Origin of the sequence: Janthinobacterium sp. NKUCC06_STL, assembly GCF_019345455.1 — a bacterium.
GTDB lineage: Bacteria > Pseudomonadota > Gammaproteobacteria > Burkholderiales > Burkholderiaceae_D > Janthinobacterium > Janthinobacterium rivuli.
Genome location: NZ_JAHKQY010000001.1, coordinates 941,491 through 956,816 on the forward strand (window position 1 = coordinate 941,491; position 15,326 = coordinate 956,816).

Here is a 15,326-nt window from a genome sequence, read left to right on the forward strand (position 1 = left end):
CATTCACCGGAGACCGACCATGACTGCCGAAAAACTCACCCTGCGGGACCGCCTGGGCTATGCCCAGGATGACGCCAGCCTGAATGACGATGCCGCGCACCAGGGCGCAGCCAGCCACAGCTACCAGCAGCTCAAGCACCGCACCCACCAGGCGCTGCTCGACAGGGTCGACCTGGAAGGCATGCAGCGCCTGTCGCGCGAGCAGATCCGCGAAGAACTGAAAATCCTCGTCAGCGACGTGCTCACGGAAGACAATGTGGTGATCAACGAGCTGGAACGGCGCTCGCTGATCCGCGACATCCAGGACGAGGTGCTCGGCTTCGGCCCGCTCGAACCGCTGCTGGCCGATCCCGGCGTGTCCGATATCCTCGTCAACACCTACCGCCAGGTGTATGTCGAGCGCCATGGCCGCCTGGAGCTGAGCGACGTCTGCTTCACGGACGACGCGCATTTGATGAAAATCATCGACAAGATCGTCTCGCGCGTGGGCCGGCGCATCGACGAATCGAGCCCGATGGTCGATGCGCGCCTGCCCGACGGTTCGCGCGTCAACGCCATCATCCCGCCGCTGGCCATCGACGGCCCAGTGATGTCGATCCGCCGCTTCTCGGCCCAGCCCCTGCGCCTGGCCGACCTGATGCTCAAGCACAGCCTGACGGAGGAAATGAGCACCACCCTGCAGGCGCTGGGCAAGGCCAAGGTCAACATCCTGATCTCGGGCGGCACGGGCAGCGGCAAGACCACCATGCTCAATGCGATTTCCGGCTTCATCAGCACGGCCGAACGCATCGTCACCATCGAGGACGCGGCCGAACTGCAGATGCAGCAGCCGCACGTGGTGCGCCTGGAAACGCGCCCGCCGAATATCGAGGGCAAGGGCGAAGTGACGCAGCGGGCGCTGGTGCGCAATGCGCTGCGCATGCGCCCCGACCGCATCATCCTCGGCGAGGTGCGCGGCGCCGAGGCGCTCGACATGCTGGGCGCCATGAACACGGGCCACGAAGGCTCGATGGCCACCATCCACGCGAACACCCCGCGCGACGCGCTGACGCGGCTGGAAAACATGATCAGCATGGCCTCGGCGGGCCTGCCCATGAAAGCCATGCGCCAGCAGATCAGTTCCGCCATCAGCGTGGTGGTGCAGGTGGCGCGCCTGACGGACGGCAAGCGCAAGATCATCTCGATCCAGGAAATCACGGGCATGGAAGGCGAGATGATCACCATGCAGGAAATCTTCACCTTCCGCCAGACGGGCATCGGCGAGGATGGCACGGTGCAGGGGCATTTCCATGCCAGCGGCGTGCGGCCGCATTTCCTGGAACGCCTGCGCGCCTTCGGCATCAGCCTGCCGGAAACCCTGTTCGATCCCGCCCGCCAGTACCATTAAGGGGAGCATCATGGACTATCTCTATTACGTATTCGCCATCCTCACCTTCATCGCCGTGGTGCTGCTGATCGAGGGACTGTACCTGGCCTGGAACACCTCGCGCGGGCCGGAAGCGGAACGGGTGGCGCGCCGCCTGCGCATCATGTCGGCCGGCGCGCACGGCGACGCGGGCAGCTCGATGATCAAGAAGCGCCTGCTGAGCGACACCCCGGCCCTGCAGCGCGTGCTGCTCAGCGTGCCCCGCGTGCATGCGCTCGACCGCCTGCTGGAACAGTCGGGCCTGAGCTGGAGCGTGGCCAGCTTCGCCGGCGTGATGCTGGCCTCGGCCGGCGCCGCGTTTTTGCTGCTGAGCTACTTCAGCGTGCCGTGGCTGCTGCGCCTGCCACTGGTGGCCGGCGCGGCCCTGCTGCCGCTGCTGGTGGTCTTGCGCGCCAAGGCCAAGCGCCTGCAGCGCATCGAGCAGCAATTGCCCGATGCGCTCGATCTGATGGCGCGCGCCCTGCGCGCCGGCCACGCCTTCCCGACGGCCCTGAAAATGGTCGGCGATGAAATGAATGCGCCGCTGGCCGTGGAATTTCGCGCCACTTTCGACGAAGTCAATTTCGGCATCGCCATGCAGGACGCGCTGATGAACCTGGCCACGCGCGTGCCCAGCACGGACTTGCGCTACTTCGTCATCGCCGTGCTGATCCAGCGCGAAACGGGCGGCAACCTGGCCGAACTGCTCGACAGCATCAGCCGCATCATCCGCGAGCGCATCAAGCTGCTGGGACAGGTACGCGTGCTGTCGGCCGAAGGCCGGCTGTCGGCCTGGATCCTGTCGCTGCTGCCCTTCGGCGCGGCGGCCATGATCCACGTGACCAATCCGCAGTTCCTGGAAATGCTGTTCGTCGACCCGGGCGGACGCAAGATGCTGGTCGGCGCCCTGCTGATGATGGTGTGCGGCGTCCTGGTCATGCGCAGCATCATCCGCATCCGTGTCTGAGCACGCAAGGAGAACCCTCATGAATCCCGTCCATTTCGCCTTTCTCGCCCTGCTCTTCATCGCCGTCTTCGGCACCGTGCTGGTGGCCATGCGCAGCTTCGCCCCCGATCCACTGCGCCAGCGCATGGACAACGCCACCGGCAAGAGCGCGGCGGCGCCTGGCGCCTCCGCGCCCAGCCCCTGGCTGGCGCGCATGGTGCGCCTGAGCGGCCCGCTGGCCAAACTGTCGATTCCCGACCAGGGCTGGGAAGGCTCAGTGATGCGCCGGCGCTTCATGAATGCCGGCCTGCGCCACGCGTCGGCGCCCGTGCTGTTCTTTTCCGCCAAGACCATGCTGGCCATCGGCTTGCCGCTGCTGCTGTTCCTGGGACTGAGCGCCTCGGGCAGCCAGATGGCGGGCAAAGCTCTCCTGTTCTGGCTGCTGATCGTGGCCGCCATCGGCTACTACCTGCCCAATATCGTCCTGGCACAAATGATCAAGCGGCGCCAGCGCGATATCTTTGAAAGCTTTCCCGATGCGCTGGACTTGATGACGGTGTGCGTGGAAGCGGGCCTGGCCATGGATGCGGCGCTGGCCAGGGTGGCGGCAGAAATCGCCCTGAAAAGCGCCGTGCTGGCCGAGGAATTGCATCTGGTGATGCTGGAACTGCGCGCCGGCAATACCAAGGAGCGTGCCCTGCGCAACCTGGCCCTGCGCACGGGCGTCGAGGATGTCGACGCGCTGGTGGCCATGCTGATCCAGGCCGAGCGCTTCGGCACCAGCATCGCCGCCTCGCTGCGCGTGCAGTCGGATCAGCTGCGCACCAAGCGCCGCCAGCTGGCCGAGGAAGAAGCGGCGAAGATCGCCCTCAAGCTGCTGTTTCCGCTGATTTTTTTCATCTTCCCGTCGCTGCTGGTCGTCCTGATGGGACCAGCATTCCTGCAAATCTACCGCGTGCTCCTGCCCAGCATGGGCAGCGGCAACTGACCGGAGAACCGCCATGTCACAGCACACCACCCTGATGCTCATGCTGGCCTGCGCCGGCCTGCTGCCCGCCTGCGGCCACCTGCCCGGCCCGGCCAGCCAAGGTCACCGGGAGCCTCCACCGCAGGCGCGCATCGAGGACAGCGCCGCCACCCGCAGCGCCGCGTTCTGCAAGCTGGGCAAGCGCCTGCAGGAAGTGGGCGACCCGCGCGCGGCGCTGGCGGCCTACCGCGAAGCCCTGCTATTGACGCCCGGCTCGGCCGATGCGCGCAATGGCGCCGCCGTGCTGCACGCGCAGCTGGGCCAGCTGGAAACGGCGCGCGCCATGCTGCAGGCGCTGGCGCAAGAGGCGCCGACGGCGAGGACCTACAACAATCTCGGCTACGTGCTGTACCTGCAGGGAGACTATGCCCAGGCGGCGGCCGTGCTGCGCCAGTCGCTGCAGCTCGACAACGGCCAGCAGCCGGCGCGCGCCAACCTGGATCTCACCATCGCGGCGCTGGCGCGCAGCATAGTCACGGTCGATGCCACCGCAGAGACCATCGCGCCCGATCTGGCGCCGGCACCCACGCCAGCGGCGCCGGCCAGCCGCCTGCAGCTGACGCAGTCGCAGCCGAATATCTTCACGCTGAGCTGGCGCGATTCTCCCGTGGCGGCACGCGCCGCCTTGCCAGCCCCGGCAAAACCGGCAGCGACGGCGGCAGCCCTGCCACGGCTGGAAGTCATCAACGGCAATGGCGCAACGGGGATGGCGGCGCGCATGCGCGGCATGCTGGGCGGCATGGGCATCAGCGTACTGCGGCTGGGCAACCAGCGGCCGTACATGGTGCAGGCCAGCAGCATCGTCTACCGGCCCGGCCACGCCGAGGCGGCCGCCGCACTGGCCTTGGCGCTGGGCGGCATGCCGCAAGTGCAGGCGGCCGGCGACAGCGGCGTCGGCGCGGGCGCCGACCTGCGTTTATTGCTGGGCAAGGATGCGCCAGCCAGCCTGCGCGCGCCGGACGTGCGCCTGGCGTCGAACCTGGCGCAGTAACGGTGAAATCAGCGCGGCAGCAGGCGCCGGTCGGATGGGTTGATCAGGAAGCCTTGCAGGATGTCCTGCAGCTGCGGCAGTTTCGCCACGTAGGCGGGAATGTCCAGCTGGCGCGCGCCAAAGTAGTGGGCGATGATGTCACCCTGCTGTTCCATGTTGAAGTCGGACAGGACGCCGCCCGCCTGCGCATCATAGCGGTAGGCGCGCTGCCGGATGTAGCCGCCGCACAGCGCCAGCAGCACGCCATGCAGCAGCACGCTGTAGCCAAGCTGGTACTGCCACACGTGCACCATCTCGTGGATGAAGAACAGCTTGCCGCTGTTGGCTTCGCGAGAAAAATCGTCACGGTACTGGGCCGGCATGAAGTACAGGCTGCCACGCGGCGTCATCGCCGTATTCTGGTCCTGCAAGCCGAACGGTAGAAAGGAGCCGCGCACGACGCGCACGCGCGCGTAGTCGATGGCGCCCTGGAAGACGCTGCGGGCCATGGCGGTTTCGCCGATGGTGAGGGGGCGGCGCAAGACTCGCATGATGAGTAGGGGGAAAAGCGCGGCAAGCGTAGAGCCTGCCGCGCGGGTACCGCTTAAACCGAACGCAGGCCGCTGGCCGCCTTGGCGATTTCCGTGATGCGGTCCCAGTTGCCGGCCGCGATCGCGTCTTTCGGCGTCAGCCACGAGCCGCCCACGCAGGCGACGTTTTTCAGCGCCAGGAACTGCGACGCCGTCTCTTGCGAGATGCCGCCCGTCGGGCAGAACGTGATGTCCGGCAGCGGGCCGTAGATCGCGTTGAGCATGCCGATGCCGCCCGCCGGCACGGCCGGGAACAGTTTCAGCTGCTGGAAGCCGTTTTCACGCGCCGCCATCACTTCGCCCGGCGTCATCACGCCTGGCAGCAAGGGCAAGCCGCTGCTTTTCGCCGCCGCCACCAGGGCCGACGTCAGGCCTGGCGAGACGCCGAAGACGGCGCCCGCATCGCGCGCTTGTGCGAACTCCTCGGGACGGGTCAGGGTGCCGACGCCGACGATGGCGCCCGGCACTTCCGACATGGCGCGGATCGCTTCCAGGCCGTGCTTGGTGCGCAGGGTTACTTCCAGCACGCGGATGCCGCCCGCCACCAGCGCGCGCGCCAGCGGTACGGCATGTTCAGGATCGTCGATCGCAATCACGGGGATCACGCTCGAGGTGCGCATAATTTCCAGTAGTGTCATGGTCATCTCTTATTTCCTAGCCAAAAAGTCTTCATCGGAACCCGGTACGGTATCACCGACATTGTCGGCGTCGTGCAAGGCGACGGTGGTGGGAATCGGCGACGGCAGGCCGAAGGTGGTGGCACCCTCTTCCGCCGCGCTGACGGTGGAACGGAACATGGAAAACAGCTCGCGGCCCATGCCGACGTGGTTCGGCGACAGGTCGGCCGTGACCAGCGCACGGGCGTGCCAGACGTCGGCCGGCACCAGCGCCTCGAGCACGCCGGTAAAGGCGTCGAGGCGGATGATGTCGCCGTCGCGCACGAGGCCCAGCGGGCCGCCGGCGAGAATTTCAGGCGAGACGTGGATGGCGGCCGGCACCTTGCCCGACGCGCCCGACATGCGGCCATCGGTGACCAGCGCCACATGGCGGCCCGCATCCTGCAGGTTGGCCAGCGCGGGGGTCAGCGCATGCAGTTCCGGCATGCCGTTGGCGCGCGGGCCCTGGAAGCGCAGCACGGCGACGAAGTCGCGGTCCAGGGACCCCGCCTTGTAGGCGGCCATGAATTCTTCCTGCGAATTGAACACCAGGGCCGGCGCTTCGACCGTGCGGTGCTGCGGCTTGACGGCCGAGACCTTCATCACGGCGCGGCCCAGGTTACCCGCGACGAGGACCATGCCGCCGTCCGGCGCGAACGGGTTCGAGGCGGGGCGCAGCACGTTTTCGTCGGCGCTTGCAGCCGGCGCATCTTTCCAGAATACCTTGCCATCTTCGCCGAGGAACGGCTCCATGCAGTGCGCGCGCAAGCCATGGCCCAGGATGGTGTTGACGTCTTCGTGCAGCAAGCCCGCGTCCAGCAGTTCGCGGATCAGATAACCGGTGCCGCCGGCCGCGTGGAAATGGTTCACGTCGGCGTCGCCGTTCGGGTAGATGCGCGTGAGCATCGGCACGATGGCCGACAGCTCATTGAAATCGTTCCAGTCGATAACGATACCGGCCGCCTTGGCGATCGCCACCAGGTGCAAGGTGTGGTTGGTCGAGCCGCCCGTGGCCAGCAAGCCCACGACGGCGTTGACGATACATTTTTCGTCGACGATATGGCCAACCGGCAAATAGCTGGCGCTTTGCGCCGTGATGACGGCGGCGCGCTGGGCGGCGGCTCTTGTGAGCGCATCGCGCAGCGGGGTATTTGGCGTGATGAAGGCGGCGCCCGGCAAGTGCAGGCCCATCACTTCCATCAGCATCTGGTTGCTGTTCGCCGTGCCATAGAAGGTACAGGTGCCGGCGCCATGGTAGGCTTTCGATTCGCCTTCGAGCAAGTCTTCGCGCGTGGCCTTGCCTTGTGCATACAGCTGGCGCACCTTGGCTTTTTCCTGGTTCGACAGGCCCGACGTCATCGGACCGGCCGGCACGAAGACGGCCGGCAAGTGGCCGAAGTGCAGCGCGCCGATCAACAGGCCCGGCACGATCTTGTCGCACACGCCCAGGTACAGGGCCGAGTCGAACATATTGTGCGACAGCGCCACGGCCGTCGACATGGCGATGGTGTCGCGTGAAAACAGCGACAGTTCCATGCCCGGCTGGCCTTGCGTCACGCCATCGCACATGGCGGGTACGCCGCCGGCGAACTGGGCGACGGCGCCCACTTCGCGCACGGCTTGCTTGATAATCTGCGGAAAGCCTTCAAACGGCTGGTGCGCCGACAGCATGTCGTTGTACGAGGACACGATGGCCACGGACGGCTTCTTGTATTCCTTCAGCGACAGCTTGTCGTTGGCGGGAAAAGCGGCAAAGCCGTGCGCCAGGTTGGTGCACGACAGGGCGCCGCGCTGCACGCCCTGGATGCGGGCCGCATCCAGGTGCGCCAGGTAGGCGCCGCGCGATGGCCGGCTGCGCGCGATGATGCGCGCTGTTACGGATTCGACTACTGGATGCAGCGCCATATGGATTTCCTTAAAAATGAGTATTTCGTGAAATTTTACTACAAAATGGTGAAGAAGAAGCACTCTTGCATGGGCCAACAACACAAATAAGCGACGGATTGCGGCGTATCAAGGCAAACCCGGGCAATATCGCGTATCGGCACCTGCCAACACGGCTCTTATATGTCACGGGGGCAATCGCTAAAAAAAGCACAACAAAATCGGCTTCACCTCACAAACTGTAGTGAAATTACGTTTTTCTGATGTATTATTCTCATACCAATGCCGGATCCGCTGTTCGCCACCACGAACGCGCCGCGCTCCTTTCAACCGAGACAAGCACCCAAGCCGACCGCCATGCGCCAGCCAGCACCTACTCCTGCCATCACCGCCACCGCCAGTTTCCAGTCCCTGCAAGCGCACAGCGCCAGCCTGCGCGAAGTGCATCTGCGCCAGCTGTTCGCGGCCGACCCCGCCCGCTTTTCCAGCATGACCGTCGATGCGGCCGGCCTGCTGCTCGATTACTCGAAGAACAGAGTTGACGCCACCGCCATGGGCCTGCTGATGGACCTGGCCCGCGAGCGCGGCGTCGAAGCGCAGCGCGAAGCCATGTTCACTGGCGAGAAAATCAATCTTACCGAACATCGGGCCGTTCTGCATACGGCTTTGCGCGCGCCACGCGGCACCAGGCTGGTCGTCGATGGCCAGGATATCGATGCCGACGTGCAAGATGTGCTGCAACGCGTGAAGGCGTTTACGGACAAGGTGCGCAATGGCAGCTGGCTCGGCTACACGGGCAAGCCGATTTGCGACATCGTCAACATCGGCATCGGCGGCTCGGACCTGGGCCCGAAAATGGCGTGCCTGGCGCTGCGCTCGTACGCCAACCCGGGCCTGGAAATGCACTTTGTTTCCAACGTCGACGGCCACGACATGGAAGCGACCCTGTCCAAGGTCGATCCGGAAACAACGCTCTTCATCGTGGCTTCGAAAACTTTTGTGACGGCAGAAACCATGCTCAACGCCAACACGGCGCGCGCCTGGTTCCTGCTCGAAGGCGAAGAAAAGGATCTGGCGCAACATTTTGTGGCCGTTTCGACCAACACGCAAGCCATCGTCGACTTCGGCATTTCGCCGGATAATATGTTCCCGTTCTGGGACTGGGTCGGTGGCCGCTATTCCGTCTGGTCGTCGATCGGCCTGGCCGTGGCCCTGTCCGTCGGCTTTGAATACTTCAGCGATTTCCTCGCCGGCGCACATGCAATGGACCAGCATTTCCGCGAGGCCCCGCTGGAACAGAACATGCCCGTTGTGCTGGCCATGGTCGGTTTCTGGAACCGCCAGTTCCTCGATTGCGGCTCCGTTTCCATCGCACCGTATCACCAGGATTTGAGCCGCTTTGCCGCCTACTTGCAACAGCTGGACATGGAAAGCAACGGCAAGCGCGTCACCAAGGACGGCGTGCCCGTCGATGTGCCTACCGGTCCCGTCATCTGGGGCGATTGCGGCACGAATGCGCAGCACGCGTATTTCCAGCTGCTGCACCAAGGCACGGACATCACGCCCATCGATTTCATCGCCGCCCTGCGCGCCACGCACGATTTGCCGGGCCACCACGACGCCCTGCTGGCGAACTGCTTCGCCCAGTCGGAAGCCTTCATGACGGGCAAGACGGGTGAGGAAGTGCGCCTTGATTTGCAGGCGCAAGGCTTGCCGGAAAGCGAGGTCGAAGCGCTGGTGCCGCACAAGACGTTCCCCGGCAACCGCCCCAGCAACACCATCCTGATGGACCAGCTGACCCCGACCACCCTGGGCGCCCTGATCGCGCTGTACGAACACAAGACCTTCGTGCAGGGCGTCTTATGGAACGTCAACAGTTTCGATCAGTGGGGCGTGGAACTGGGCAAGGTGCTGGCCAAGAAAATCCAGGCCGAACTGACGGGCGAAGCCCGTCCCGACCACCACGACAGCTCGACCAATGGCTTGATTGCCTTGGCGAAAGCCGCCAAGGCGGCGTACTAACTTAATTGAGGTTTATGAATATTTACGAAATCAAAGTAGTCAGCGACAAGCCCATGCAAGTGGGCGAATGCCCGCTATGGCATGGCAAGGAAGCGGCCCTGTACTGGGTCGATATCGATGGCCGCGCCGTGCACCGCTTGCACCCGGCCAGCGGCAAGCATGAACAGTGGAGCATGCCGACCGAACCGTCGGCGCTGGCGATCAACGCCGGCGGCGGCCTGATCGTGGCCTTGCGCAGCGGCTTCGCCCACCTCGACACGAAGACGGGCAGCCTGGCGGAAATCGCCCCGGCGCCGTTCGACATGGCCACCACGCGCTTCAACGATGGCAAGGTCGACCCGGCCGGCCGCTTCTGGGTCGGCACGATTTTCGAGCCGCGCAATGCCGATGCGGCGGAAATGTTCGTGCTGGAAAAAGGACAGGTGCGCAAGGTCTGGTCGGGCGGCATGACCGTGTCGAACGGCCTGGGTTTCAGTCCGGACAAGCGCACCATGTACCACTCGGATACCACCACGCACCGCATCGACCGCTTCGATTTCGACGCGGCCACGGGCGCCATTTCCGCGCCGCAACCGTTCCAGCGTTTCTCCATGGACAAGAAAGCCTTTGATTACGGCGGGCGCCCCGATGGCGCGGCCGTCGACAGCGAAGGTAATTACTGGTCGGCCATGTTTGAAGGCGGCAATATCTTGCGCTTCGCCCCCGATGGCCATTTGCTCGGTGAAATTACCGTGCCCGTGCGCTGCCCCACCATGGTGACGTTCGGCGGCCCCGACCTGCGCACCCTGTACATCACCAGCGCCAGCCACAACCGCTCCGCCGCCGAGATCGCCGACTACCCGTTGACGGGCCACGTGCTGTCCGTGCGCGTGGACGTGGCAGGCCAGCCGGAAACAGCTTACCAGGCGTAATCGTTGGCCAGTCACGTAGGTCGGATTAGCGGGGCAAAGCCCCGCGTAATCCGACACCATTGTTGACCGTGGCGGCGTCGGATTACGCGCAGCTTCGCAGCGCTAATCCGACCTACCGGACTGCCACATGCCCAGAGGCGTGGCGGACCAGTCTCAACCGTTTGCCAGCAAGAAAAAGCGCCGACACCCGCAAGGGTTCGGCGCTTTTTCTTGCACAACGGCGTAGGTCGGATTAGCGGGACGAAGGCCCGCGTAATCCGACAACAATGTTAACCATGGCCGCGTCGAATTACCGCGACAATACCTTGCGGATGGTCTCTGCCAATTCAGCCGCCACGAATTTCGCCACATAACCATCGGCGCCCACGCCCTTGACGTGGTCTTCGTTGGTCGAGCCCGTCAGCGACGAGTGGATCACCACGGGGATGTTGGAGAAACGGCCATCGTTCTTGATGTTGCGCGTCAAGGTAAAACCATCCATTTCCGGCATTTCCAGGTCGGTCAGCACCAGCGCGACCTTGTCTTTCGCCGTCTTGCCTTCGGTGGCCGCCTGGGCCGAGATGGCCTGCAGGCGTTCCCACGCTTCCTTGCCCGTCTTGGTCATGATGAAAGGCACGCCCATCGCTTCGAGGCCCTTTTCGATCAGCGAGCGGGCCAGCGAGGAATCATCGGCCGCGAGGATCACGGCGCCGGCCGGCAAGCGCACTTGCGGGCCGATGCTGTTCTCATCCACGTCCGGGTCGCCCGACGGCAGCACGTTGCGCAGGATTTGCTCCACGTCCAGCACTTGCGCCAGGCGTGTCTTGTCCGTGTCGCCATCGAGCCGCGCGATACTGGTGACGAGGCCGCCGCCGACGCTCGACTCGGCCGACAGCACCTGATTCCACTCCAGGCGCACGATTTCATCAACCTCTTCCACGGCAAACGCCTGTGTCGAGCGGGCAAATTCGGTCACCATCAGGATCTTCAAACCATTGCTCTTGCAGCCGACCGCCATCGGTAAGTCGATCACGGGCACGATCTGGCCACGGATGTTGACCACGCCCAGCATGTGCGGGTGCGAACCGGCCACGGCCGTGATGGCCGGCATTTCCATGATTTCACGGACTTTGAACACATTGATGCCGAACAGTTCGCGGCTGGTCGAGTGATCACTGGTGCCCAGCTTGAACAGGAACAGTTCGAATTTATTATTGCCTGTCAGGCTGGTGCGTTCATCGACATCTTGCTGCATTGAATTCATTGTGTCCCCTTGAGCCGTCTTGTAAAGTTAAGTCGCCTGCCCCTGATGCTGCGGACAGTGCGGACTGCACGTCGCATGGACGTCGGATGGCGGGTTCGGGGCATGGCCGGCGCTAGCGGTGCAGTGTGTATCGTACAATTTCTTACAACCAATAGTTGCTATCGATTCCAGCTTGAATTATACGGTTTTTTACTTTCTTCAAAGCTACTTTACGCTGCCAACGGCGATCCTGACAGCATTTCTTGATTTGCTTGTTGCTACAGCGCAAATGATGACGGAGAGAATCGAAAATTTCCCTGGCAACCATGGTTGCTTTGAAAAGCCAGGTGAAAAGTACAGCGCAGCGCCAGCAGCGGCGAACGGCATATAATGAGCATGCTGGCAGCACTGGCAGGCATACCGGGCAAAATGGCGACGGCAGCCGATGGAATGTAGTAAAATTTCTTGCAATTGCCGGTTCTACGTAGTAAATTTACACCATCGATTATAGTAGCGACAGACTGGCACTTCCGGTCGGCTTTCTCCCCGCTCCGGCCCTTTTACTTTTGCGACGACACTCACTTATGGCACTTACCGATTTTGACCTGGTCCTGTTTGGCGGCAGCGGCGATTTAGCAATGCGCAAGTTGTTGCCTGCAATGTATGCGCGCGACGTCGCGAACGATTTGCCGCCGACGGCGCGCATCATCTGTGTGGGCCGCCAGGACAGCGGCCAGGATGCCTTCCTGAAGATGGTAGAGACCAACTCGCGTCCCCATATCAAGGCCAGCACCCTGAATGCCGCCACCTGGAGCAAATTTTGCGCGCGCATCGTGTATGTGTCGCTCAACGCCAGCGATGCGGCCACGTACGCGCCGCTGGTCGAAGCACTGCGCGGCGATGCCGACCTGACGCGCGTGTACTACCTGGCGACGCCGCCGCATCTGTTCGCCCTCATCTGCGACAACCTGGAAGACAATGGCCTGGTGACGCCGAATTCGCGCGTGGTGCTGGAAAAGCCGCTGGGCCGCGACCTGGCCAGCGCCAAGCAGATCAATGCCGAAGTGGGCAAGGTCTTCCAGGAATCGCAGATCTACCGTATCGACCATTACCTGGGCAAGGAAACCGTGCAGAACTTGCTGGCCCTGCGCTTCGGCAACATCCTGTTTGAACCGCTGTGGCGCCGCGAATGGATTTCCGACGTGCAGATCACCATCGCCGAAAAGCTGGGCGTGGGCAACCGCATGGGTTACTACGATACCTCGGGCGCACTGCGCGACATGCTGCAAAACCACTTGCTGCAACTGCTGTGCATCGTCGCCATGGAACCGCCGACCTCGATCGCGCCGGACGCCGTGCGCGATGAAAAGCTGCAAGTGTTGCGCTCGCTGAAAAAATTCACGCCCACCACCCTGGCGCAAAACATCGTGCGCGGCCAGTACCGCGCCGGCCACGTCGACGGCGCCACCGTGCCGAGCTACCGCGACGAACCGGATGCGCCGGAACATTCGCGCACCGAAACCTTCGTTGCCCTGAAGGCGGAAATCGACACCTGGCGCTGGGCCGGCGTGCCGTTCTACCTGCGCACGGGCAAGCGCATGGCCGACAGCCTGGCCGAGATCGTCGTGCGCTTCAAGCAGATCCCGCACTCGATCTTCAACCAGCCCACGTCGAGCTTCCAGCCGAACTGCCTGGTGATCCGTTTGCAGCCGGACGAAGGCTTGCGCATGAATTTGATGGCGAAAACCCCGGGCGACGGCATGCGCTTGAAACCGGCGGAACTGGAACTCGACTTCCGCGAATCGTTCAAGACCCCGCGCATGGACGCCTACGAGCGTTTGCTGCTCGACGTCCTGCGCGGCCAGCTGACCCTGTTCATGCGCGGCGACGAACTGGAAGCGGCCTGGGAATGGGTCGAGCCGATTCTAGACAACTGGGAACAGAACGACAGCGCGCCGATTCCGTACACGGCCGGCACCTGGGGCCCTGCGGCCGCCAGCGCCCTGATCGGCCGCGATGGCTTGCAGTGGCGTGAAGAGGCATTACCCGAGGATTAACAGGCAAAACAGGGCCTGCCCGCAGATGGGCAGGCCTTTTACCTATTATCCCTACACTCCTGAACACCTACCAGAAGACTACCCTGATGCTGCTTGATTCCATCCGCACCCAGCTCGATTCGCTCTCCAAGTCGGAGAAGAAGGTCGCGCTGGCCGTGCTTGACCAGCCTAACCAGACAGTCAGCCAGAACATCACTGCACTGGCGAAAAGCGCGCAGGTGTCGGAACCGACCGTGGTGCGCTTTTGCCGCACCCTGGGCTATGACGGCTGGCATGAATTCAAGCTGAAGCTGGCGCAGGGCCTGGCCCTGGCCATGCCGGGTGCGAACGAGCAGCCGGCGCAGGACGACCTGGCGGCCGACCTGGTGAATAAAATCTGCAGCCGCTCGATCAACACCCTGCTCGACCTGCGCAACAACCTGAACCCGGAAGCGATCCAGCGCGCGCTCGACATCCTGTCACGCGCCAGCAAGATCGAATTCTATGGCCAGGGCACATCGGGCATCGTGGCGGCCGACGCGCAGCACAAGTTCTTCCGCTCGGGCGTGCCGACGGTGGCCTACAGCGATCCGAACATCCACAGCATCGCGGCGGCCCTGCTGCGCGGCGGCGACTGCCTGGTGGCCATCTCGCAGCGCGGCAACAGCCCCGCCCTCGTGCGTTCCGTGAAACTGGCGCGCCGCGGCGGCGCCGACGTCGTCGTGCTGGCCCCATCGGGCACGCCGCTGGCCGACCTGGCAACCGTGCTGATCCCGATCGACCTGGTCTTCAACACCGACCCCTACACGCCGATTTCCGCGCGCCTGGCCTACCTGGTCGTGATCGACGTGCTGGCCGTGGGCCTGGCCCTGCAACGGGGACCGGAGTTCCGCAAGAAAATGCAAAATGCACAGAAGGCGCTGCAGGAATTCGACATGCAGTTCGACTCCTTCATCGGCTGATCTGGCTGATACCCTGCCGGCTCCAGCATCGCCGGAGCCGCTCCTTATCCAAACGTCTCCATTCGACCGGGATGTCTCTTCCTTGATTTCACAAGAGGAACCGGTACACGCCATGGCAGCCTTTGCATCGAAAAATCAGCCCACCATCCTTGTCTAAGAATTGGGATCCTTTGGTTTCCCATAGTGGCGTATCGGATGAGCAGTGCTATAACCGGGATAAATTGAAACCACAACCCGAACTTCATCGTTTGGAAAAAAATGGATAAAGATACTTCCCGTTTCATCGTATTTTTCCACTTCCACCATTTTTTCTTTAATAATATGTTTTAGTCCATCCGGCATATCCCACCGCACCAGCACCATCATTCCCGGATACCACACTCTCGGAATGGAGGCACAGCAAACTTCAGGTCCTCCCGCTCCCCATCTGGCCATATTGGCACCTCCCGCCCCATCCACCGACGCGGAATAAATATATTTTCCAGTATGATTGACGATACCCACCTGCGCCGTCGCGGTAGGACTTGGCCCGGCTTGCTCAACCTGCCTGGCCTTGATGCCGCAGCCGCTCAGCAGCAAGGCAGTGCCAAGATAAATCATCCATTTCATGATTTTCACCTTGCAAAAAATGCCACGTGGCTTTTCTACTTTACTGCCATATACGGCAATAGAAAATAGGGGACTGTCCACACGTG

At 63.2% G+C, this 15,326-nt stretch carries 14 protein-coding genes; 9 read left to right on the forward strand and 5 right to left on the reverse strand.

Annotation, left to right across the window (positions count from 1 at the left end; genetic code table 11):
- Positions 1-19 precede the first annotated feature (19 nt).
- The 4 genes from KO539_RS04235 to KO539_RS04250 are packed head-to-tail and all read left to right on the forward strand — an operon-like array spanning position 20 to position 4,369.
- On the forward strand, positions 20-1,387 hold the full coding sequence (locus KO539_RS04235; RefSeq protein WP_219307482.1) for a CpaF family protein: 1,368 nt from the start codon (positions 20-22) through the stop codon (positions 1,385-1,387).
- Positions 1,388-1,397: 10 nt separating this feature from the next.
- Positions 1,398-2,372 carry a type II secretion system F family protein gene (locus KO539_RS04240; protein ID WP_219307484.1) on the forward strand — a complete coding sequence of 325 codons (975 nt, stop codon included), beginning with the start codon at positions 1,398-1,400 and terminating at the stop codon, positions 2,370-2,372.
- Positions 2,373-2,391: 19 nt separating this feature from the next.
- Positions 2,392-3,339: a type II secretion system F family protein gene (locus KO539_RS04245; protein ID WP_219307486.1), complete on the forward strand. Its 948-nt coding sequence runs from the start codon at positions 2,392-2,394 to the stop codon at positions 3,337-3,339.
- A 13-nt stretch (positions 3,340-3,352) separates the two neighbouring features.
- Positions 3,353-4,369 (forward strand): LytR C-terminal domain-containing protein, encoded by a 1,017-nt coding sequence (locus tag KO539_RS04250; protein ID WP_219307487.1) that lies wholly within the window; start codon positions 3,353-3,355, stop codon positions 4,367-4,369.
- An 8-nt stretch (positions 4,370-4,377) separates the two neighbouring features.
- Here the strand turns inward: KO539_RS04250 and KO539_RS04255 are convergent, their stop codons facing one another.
- From KO539_RS04255 to edd, 3 genes are all read right to left on the reverse strand, one after another.
- Positions 4,378-4,890 (reverse strand): Rhs element Vgr protein, encoded by a 513-nt coding sequence (locus KO539_RS04255; RefSeq protein WP_219307489.1) that lies wholly within the window; start codon positions 4,888-4,890, stop codon positions 4,378-4,380.
- 62 nt (positions 4,891-4,952) lie between these two features.
- Entirely contained in the window at positions 4,953-5,582 is a 630-nt protein-coding gene (locus tag KO539_RS04260) for a bifunctional 4-hydroxy-2-oxoglutarate aldolase/2-dehydro-3-deoxy-phosphogluconate aldolase (RefSeq protein WP_099403574.1), read from the reverse strand.
- 3 nt (positions 5,583-5,585) lie between these two features.
- Complete coding sequence (edd, locus tag KO539_RS04265; protein WP_219307491.1) at positions 5,586-7,499, reverse strand: phosphogluconate dehydratase; 1,914 nt, start codon at positions 7,497-7,499, stop codon at positions 5,586-5,588.
- Positions 7,500-7,835: 336 nt separating this feature from the next.
- Between edd and pgi the strand changes: the two genes are divergently transcribed.
- Together pgi and KO539_RS04275 are read left to right on the forward strand one after the other, a co-directional pair.
- Positions 7,836-9,500 carry a glucose-6-phosphate isomerase gene (gene pgi, locus KO539_RS04270; protein WP_219307493.1) on the forward strand — a complete coding sequence of 555 codons (1,665 nt, stop codon included), beginning with the start codon at positions 7,836-7,838 and terminating at the stop codon, positions 9,498-9,500.
- Between the two features lie 14 nt (positions 9,501-9,514).
- Positions 9,515-10,411 carry an SMP-30/gluconolactonase/LRE family protein gene (locus tag KO539_RS04275; protein ID WP_219307494.1) on the forward strand — a complete coding sequence of 299 codons (897 nt, stop codon included), beginning with the start codon at positions 9,515-9,517 and terminating at the stop codon, positions 10,409-10,411.
- A gap of 289 nt (positions 10,412-10,700) precedes the next feature.
- On the opposite strand, the gene KO539_RS04280 is transcribed toward KO539_RS04275, so the two are convergent.
- A complete protein-coding gene (locus KO539_RS04280; protein ID WP_035821285.1) occupies positions 10,701-11,654 on the reverse strand; it encodes a chemotaxis protein in 954 nt (317 codons plus the stop codon).
- 172 nt (positions 11,655-11,826) lie between these two features.
- Here KO539_RS04280 and KO539_RS04285 point away from each other — a divergent pair, with 172 nt between their 5' ends.
- The 3 genes from KO539_RS04285 (at position 11,827) to KO539_RS04295 (ending at position 14,631) form a co-directional block, all read left to right on the forward strand.
- Positions 11,827-12,024, forward strand: coding sequence for a hypothetical protein (locus KO539_RS04285; RefSeq protein ID WP_219307495.1), 198 nt, complete (start codon positions 11,827-11,829; stop codon positions 12,022-12,024).
- Between the two features lie 193 nt (positions 12,025-12,217).
- On the forward strand, positions 12,218-13,690 hold the full coding sequence (gene zwf / locus KO539_RS04290) for a glucose-6-phosphate dehydrogenase (RefSeq protein ID WP_034750861.1): 1,473 nt from the start codon (positions 12,218-12,220) through the stop codon (positions 13,688-13,690).
- Between the two features lie 86 nt (positions 13,691-13,776).
- Complete coding sequence (locus KO539_RS04295; protein ID WP_034750862.1) at positions 13,777-14,631, forward strand: SIS domain-containing protein; 855 nt, start codon at positions 13,777-13,779, stop codon at positions 14,629-14,631.
- Between the two features lie 153 nt (positions 14,632-14,784).
- Here KO539_RS04295 and KO539_RS04300 read toward each other — a convergent pair whose 3' ends face one another.
- Positions 14,785-15,240, reverse strand: a complete 456-nt coding sequence (locus KO539_RS04300) for a DUF3304 domain-containing protein (protein ID WP_219307496.1) — start codon at positions 15,238-15,240, stop codon at positions 14,785-14,787.
- Positions 15,241-15,326: the final 86 nt, after the last annotated feature.

Coding starts and splice junctions, on each gene's coding strand:
- KO539_RS04235 (WP_219307482.1), top strand. CDS start 20: ATGACTGCCGAAAAACTCACCCTGCGGGACCGCCTGGGCTATGCCCAG.
- KO539_RS04240 (WP_219307484.1), top strand. CDS start 1,398: ATGGACTATCTCTATTACGTATTCGCCATCCTCACCTTCATCGCCGTG.
- KO539_RS04245 (WP_219307486.1), top strand. CDS start 2,392: ATGAATCCCGTCCATTTCGCCTTTCTCGCCCTGCTCTTCATCGCCGTC.
- KO539_RS04250 (WP_219307487.1), top strand. CDS start 3,353: ATGTCACAGCACACCACCCTGATGCTCATGCTGGCCTGCGCCGGCCTG.
- KO539_RS04260 (WP_099403574.1), bottom strand. CDS start 5,582: ATGACCATGACACTACTGGAAATTATGCGCACCTCGAGCGTGATCCCC.
- edd (WP_219307491.1), bottom strand. CDS start 7,499: ATGGCGCTGCATCCAGTAGTCGAATCCGTAACAGCGCGCATCATCGCG.
- pgi (WP_219307493.1), top strand. CDS start 7,836: ATGCGCCAGCCAGCACCTACTCCTGCCATCACCGCCACCGCCAGTTTC.
- KO539_RS04275 (WP_219307494.1), top strand. CDS start 9,515: ATGAATATTTACGAAATCAAAGTAGTCAGCGACAAGCCCATGCAAGTG.
- KO539_RS04280 (WP_035821285.1), bottom strand. CDS start 11,654: ATGAATTCAATGCAGCAAGATGTCGATGAACGCACCAGCCTGACAGGC.
- zwf (WP_034750861.1), top strand. CDS start 12,218: ATGGCACTTACCGATTTTGACCTGGTCCTGTTTGGCGGCAGCGGCGAT.
- KO539_RS04295 (WP_034750862.1), top strand. CDS start 13,777: ATGCTGCTTGATTCCATCCGCACCCAGCTCGATTCGCTCTCCAAGTCG.
- KO539_RS04300 (WP_219307496.1), bottom strand. CDS start 15,240: ATGAAATGGATGATTTATCTTGGCACTGCCTTGCTGCTGAGCGGCTGC.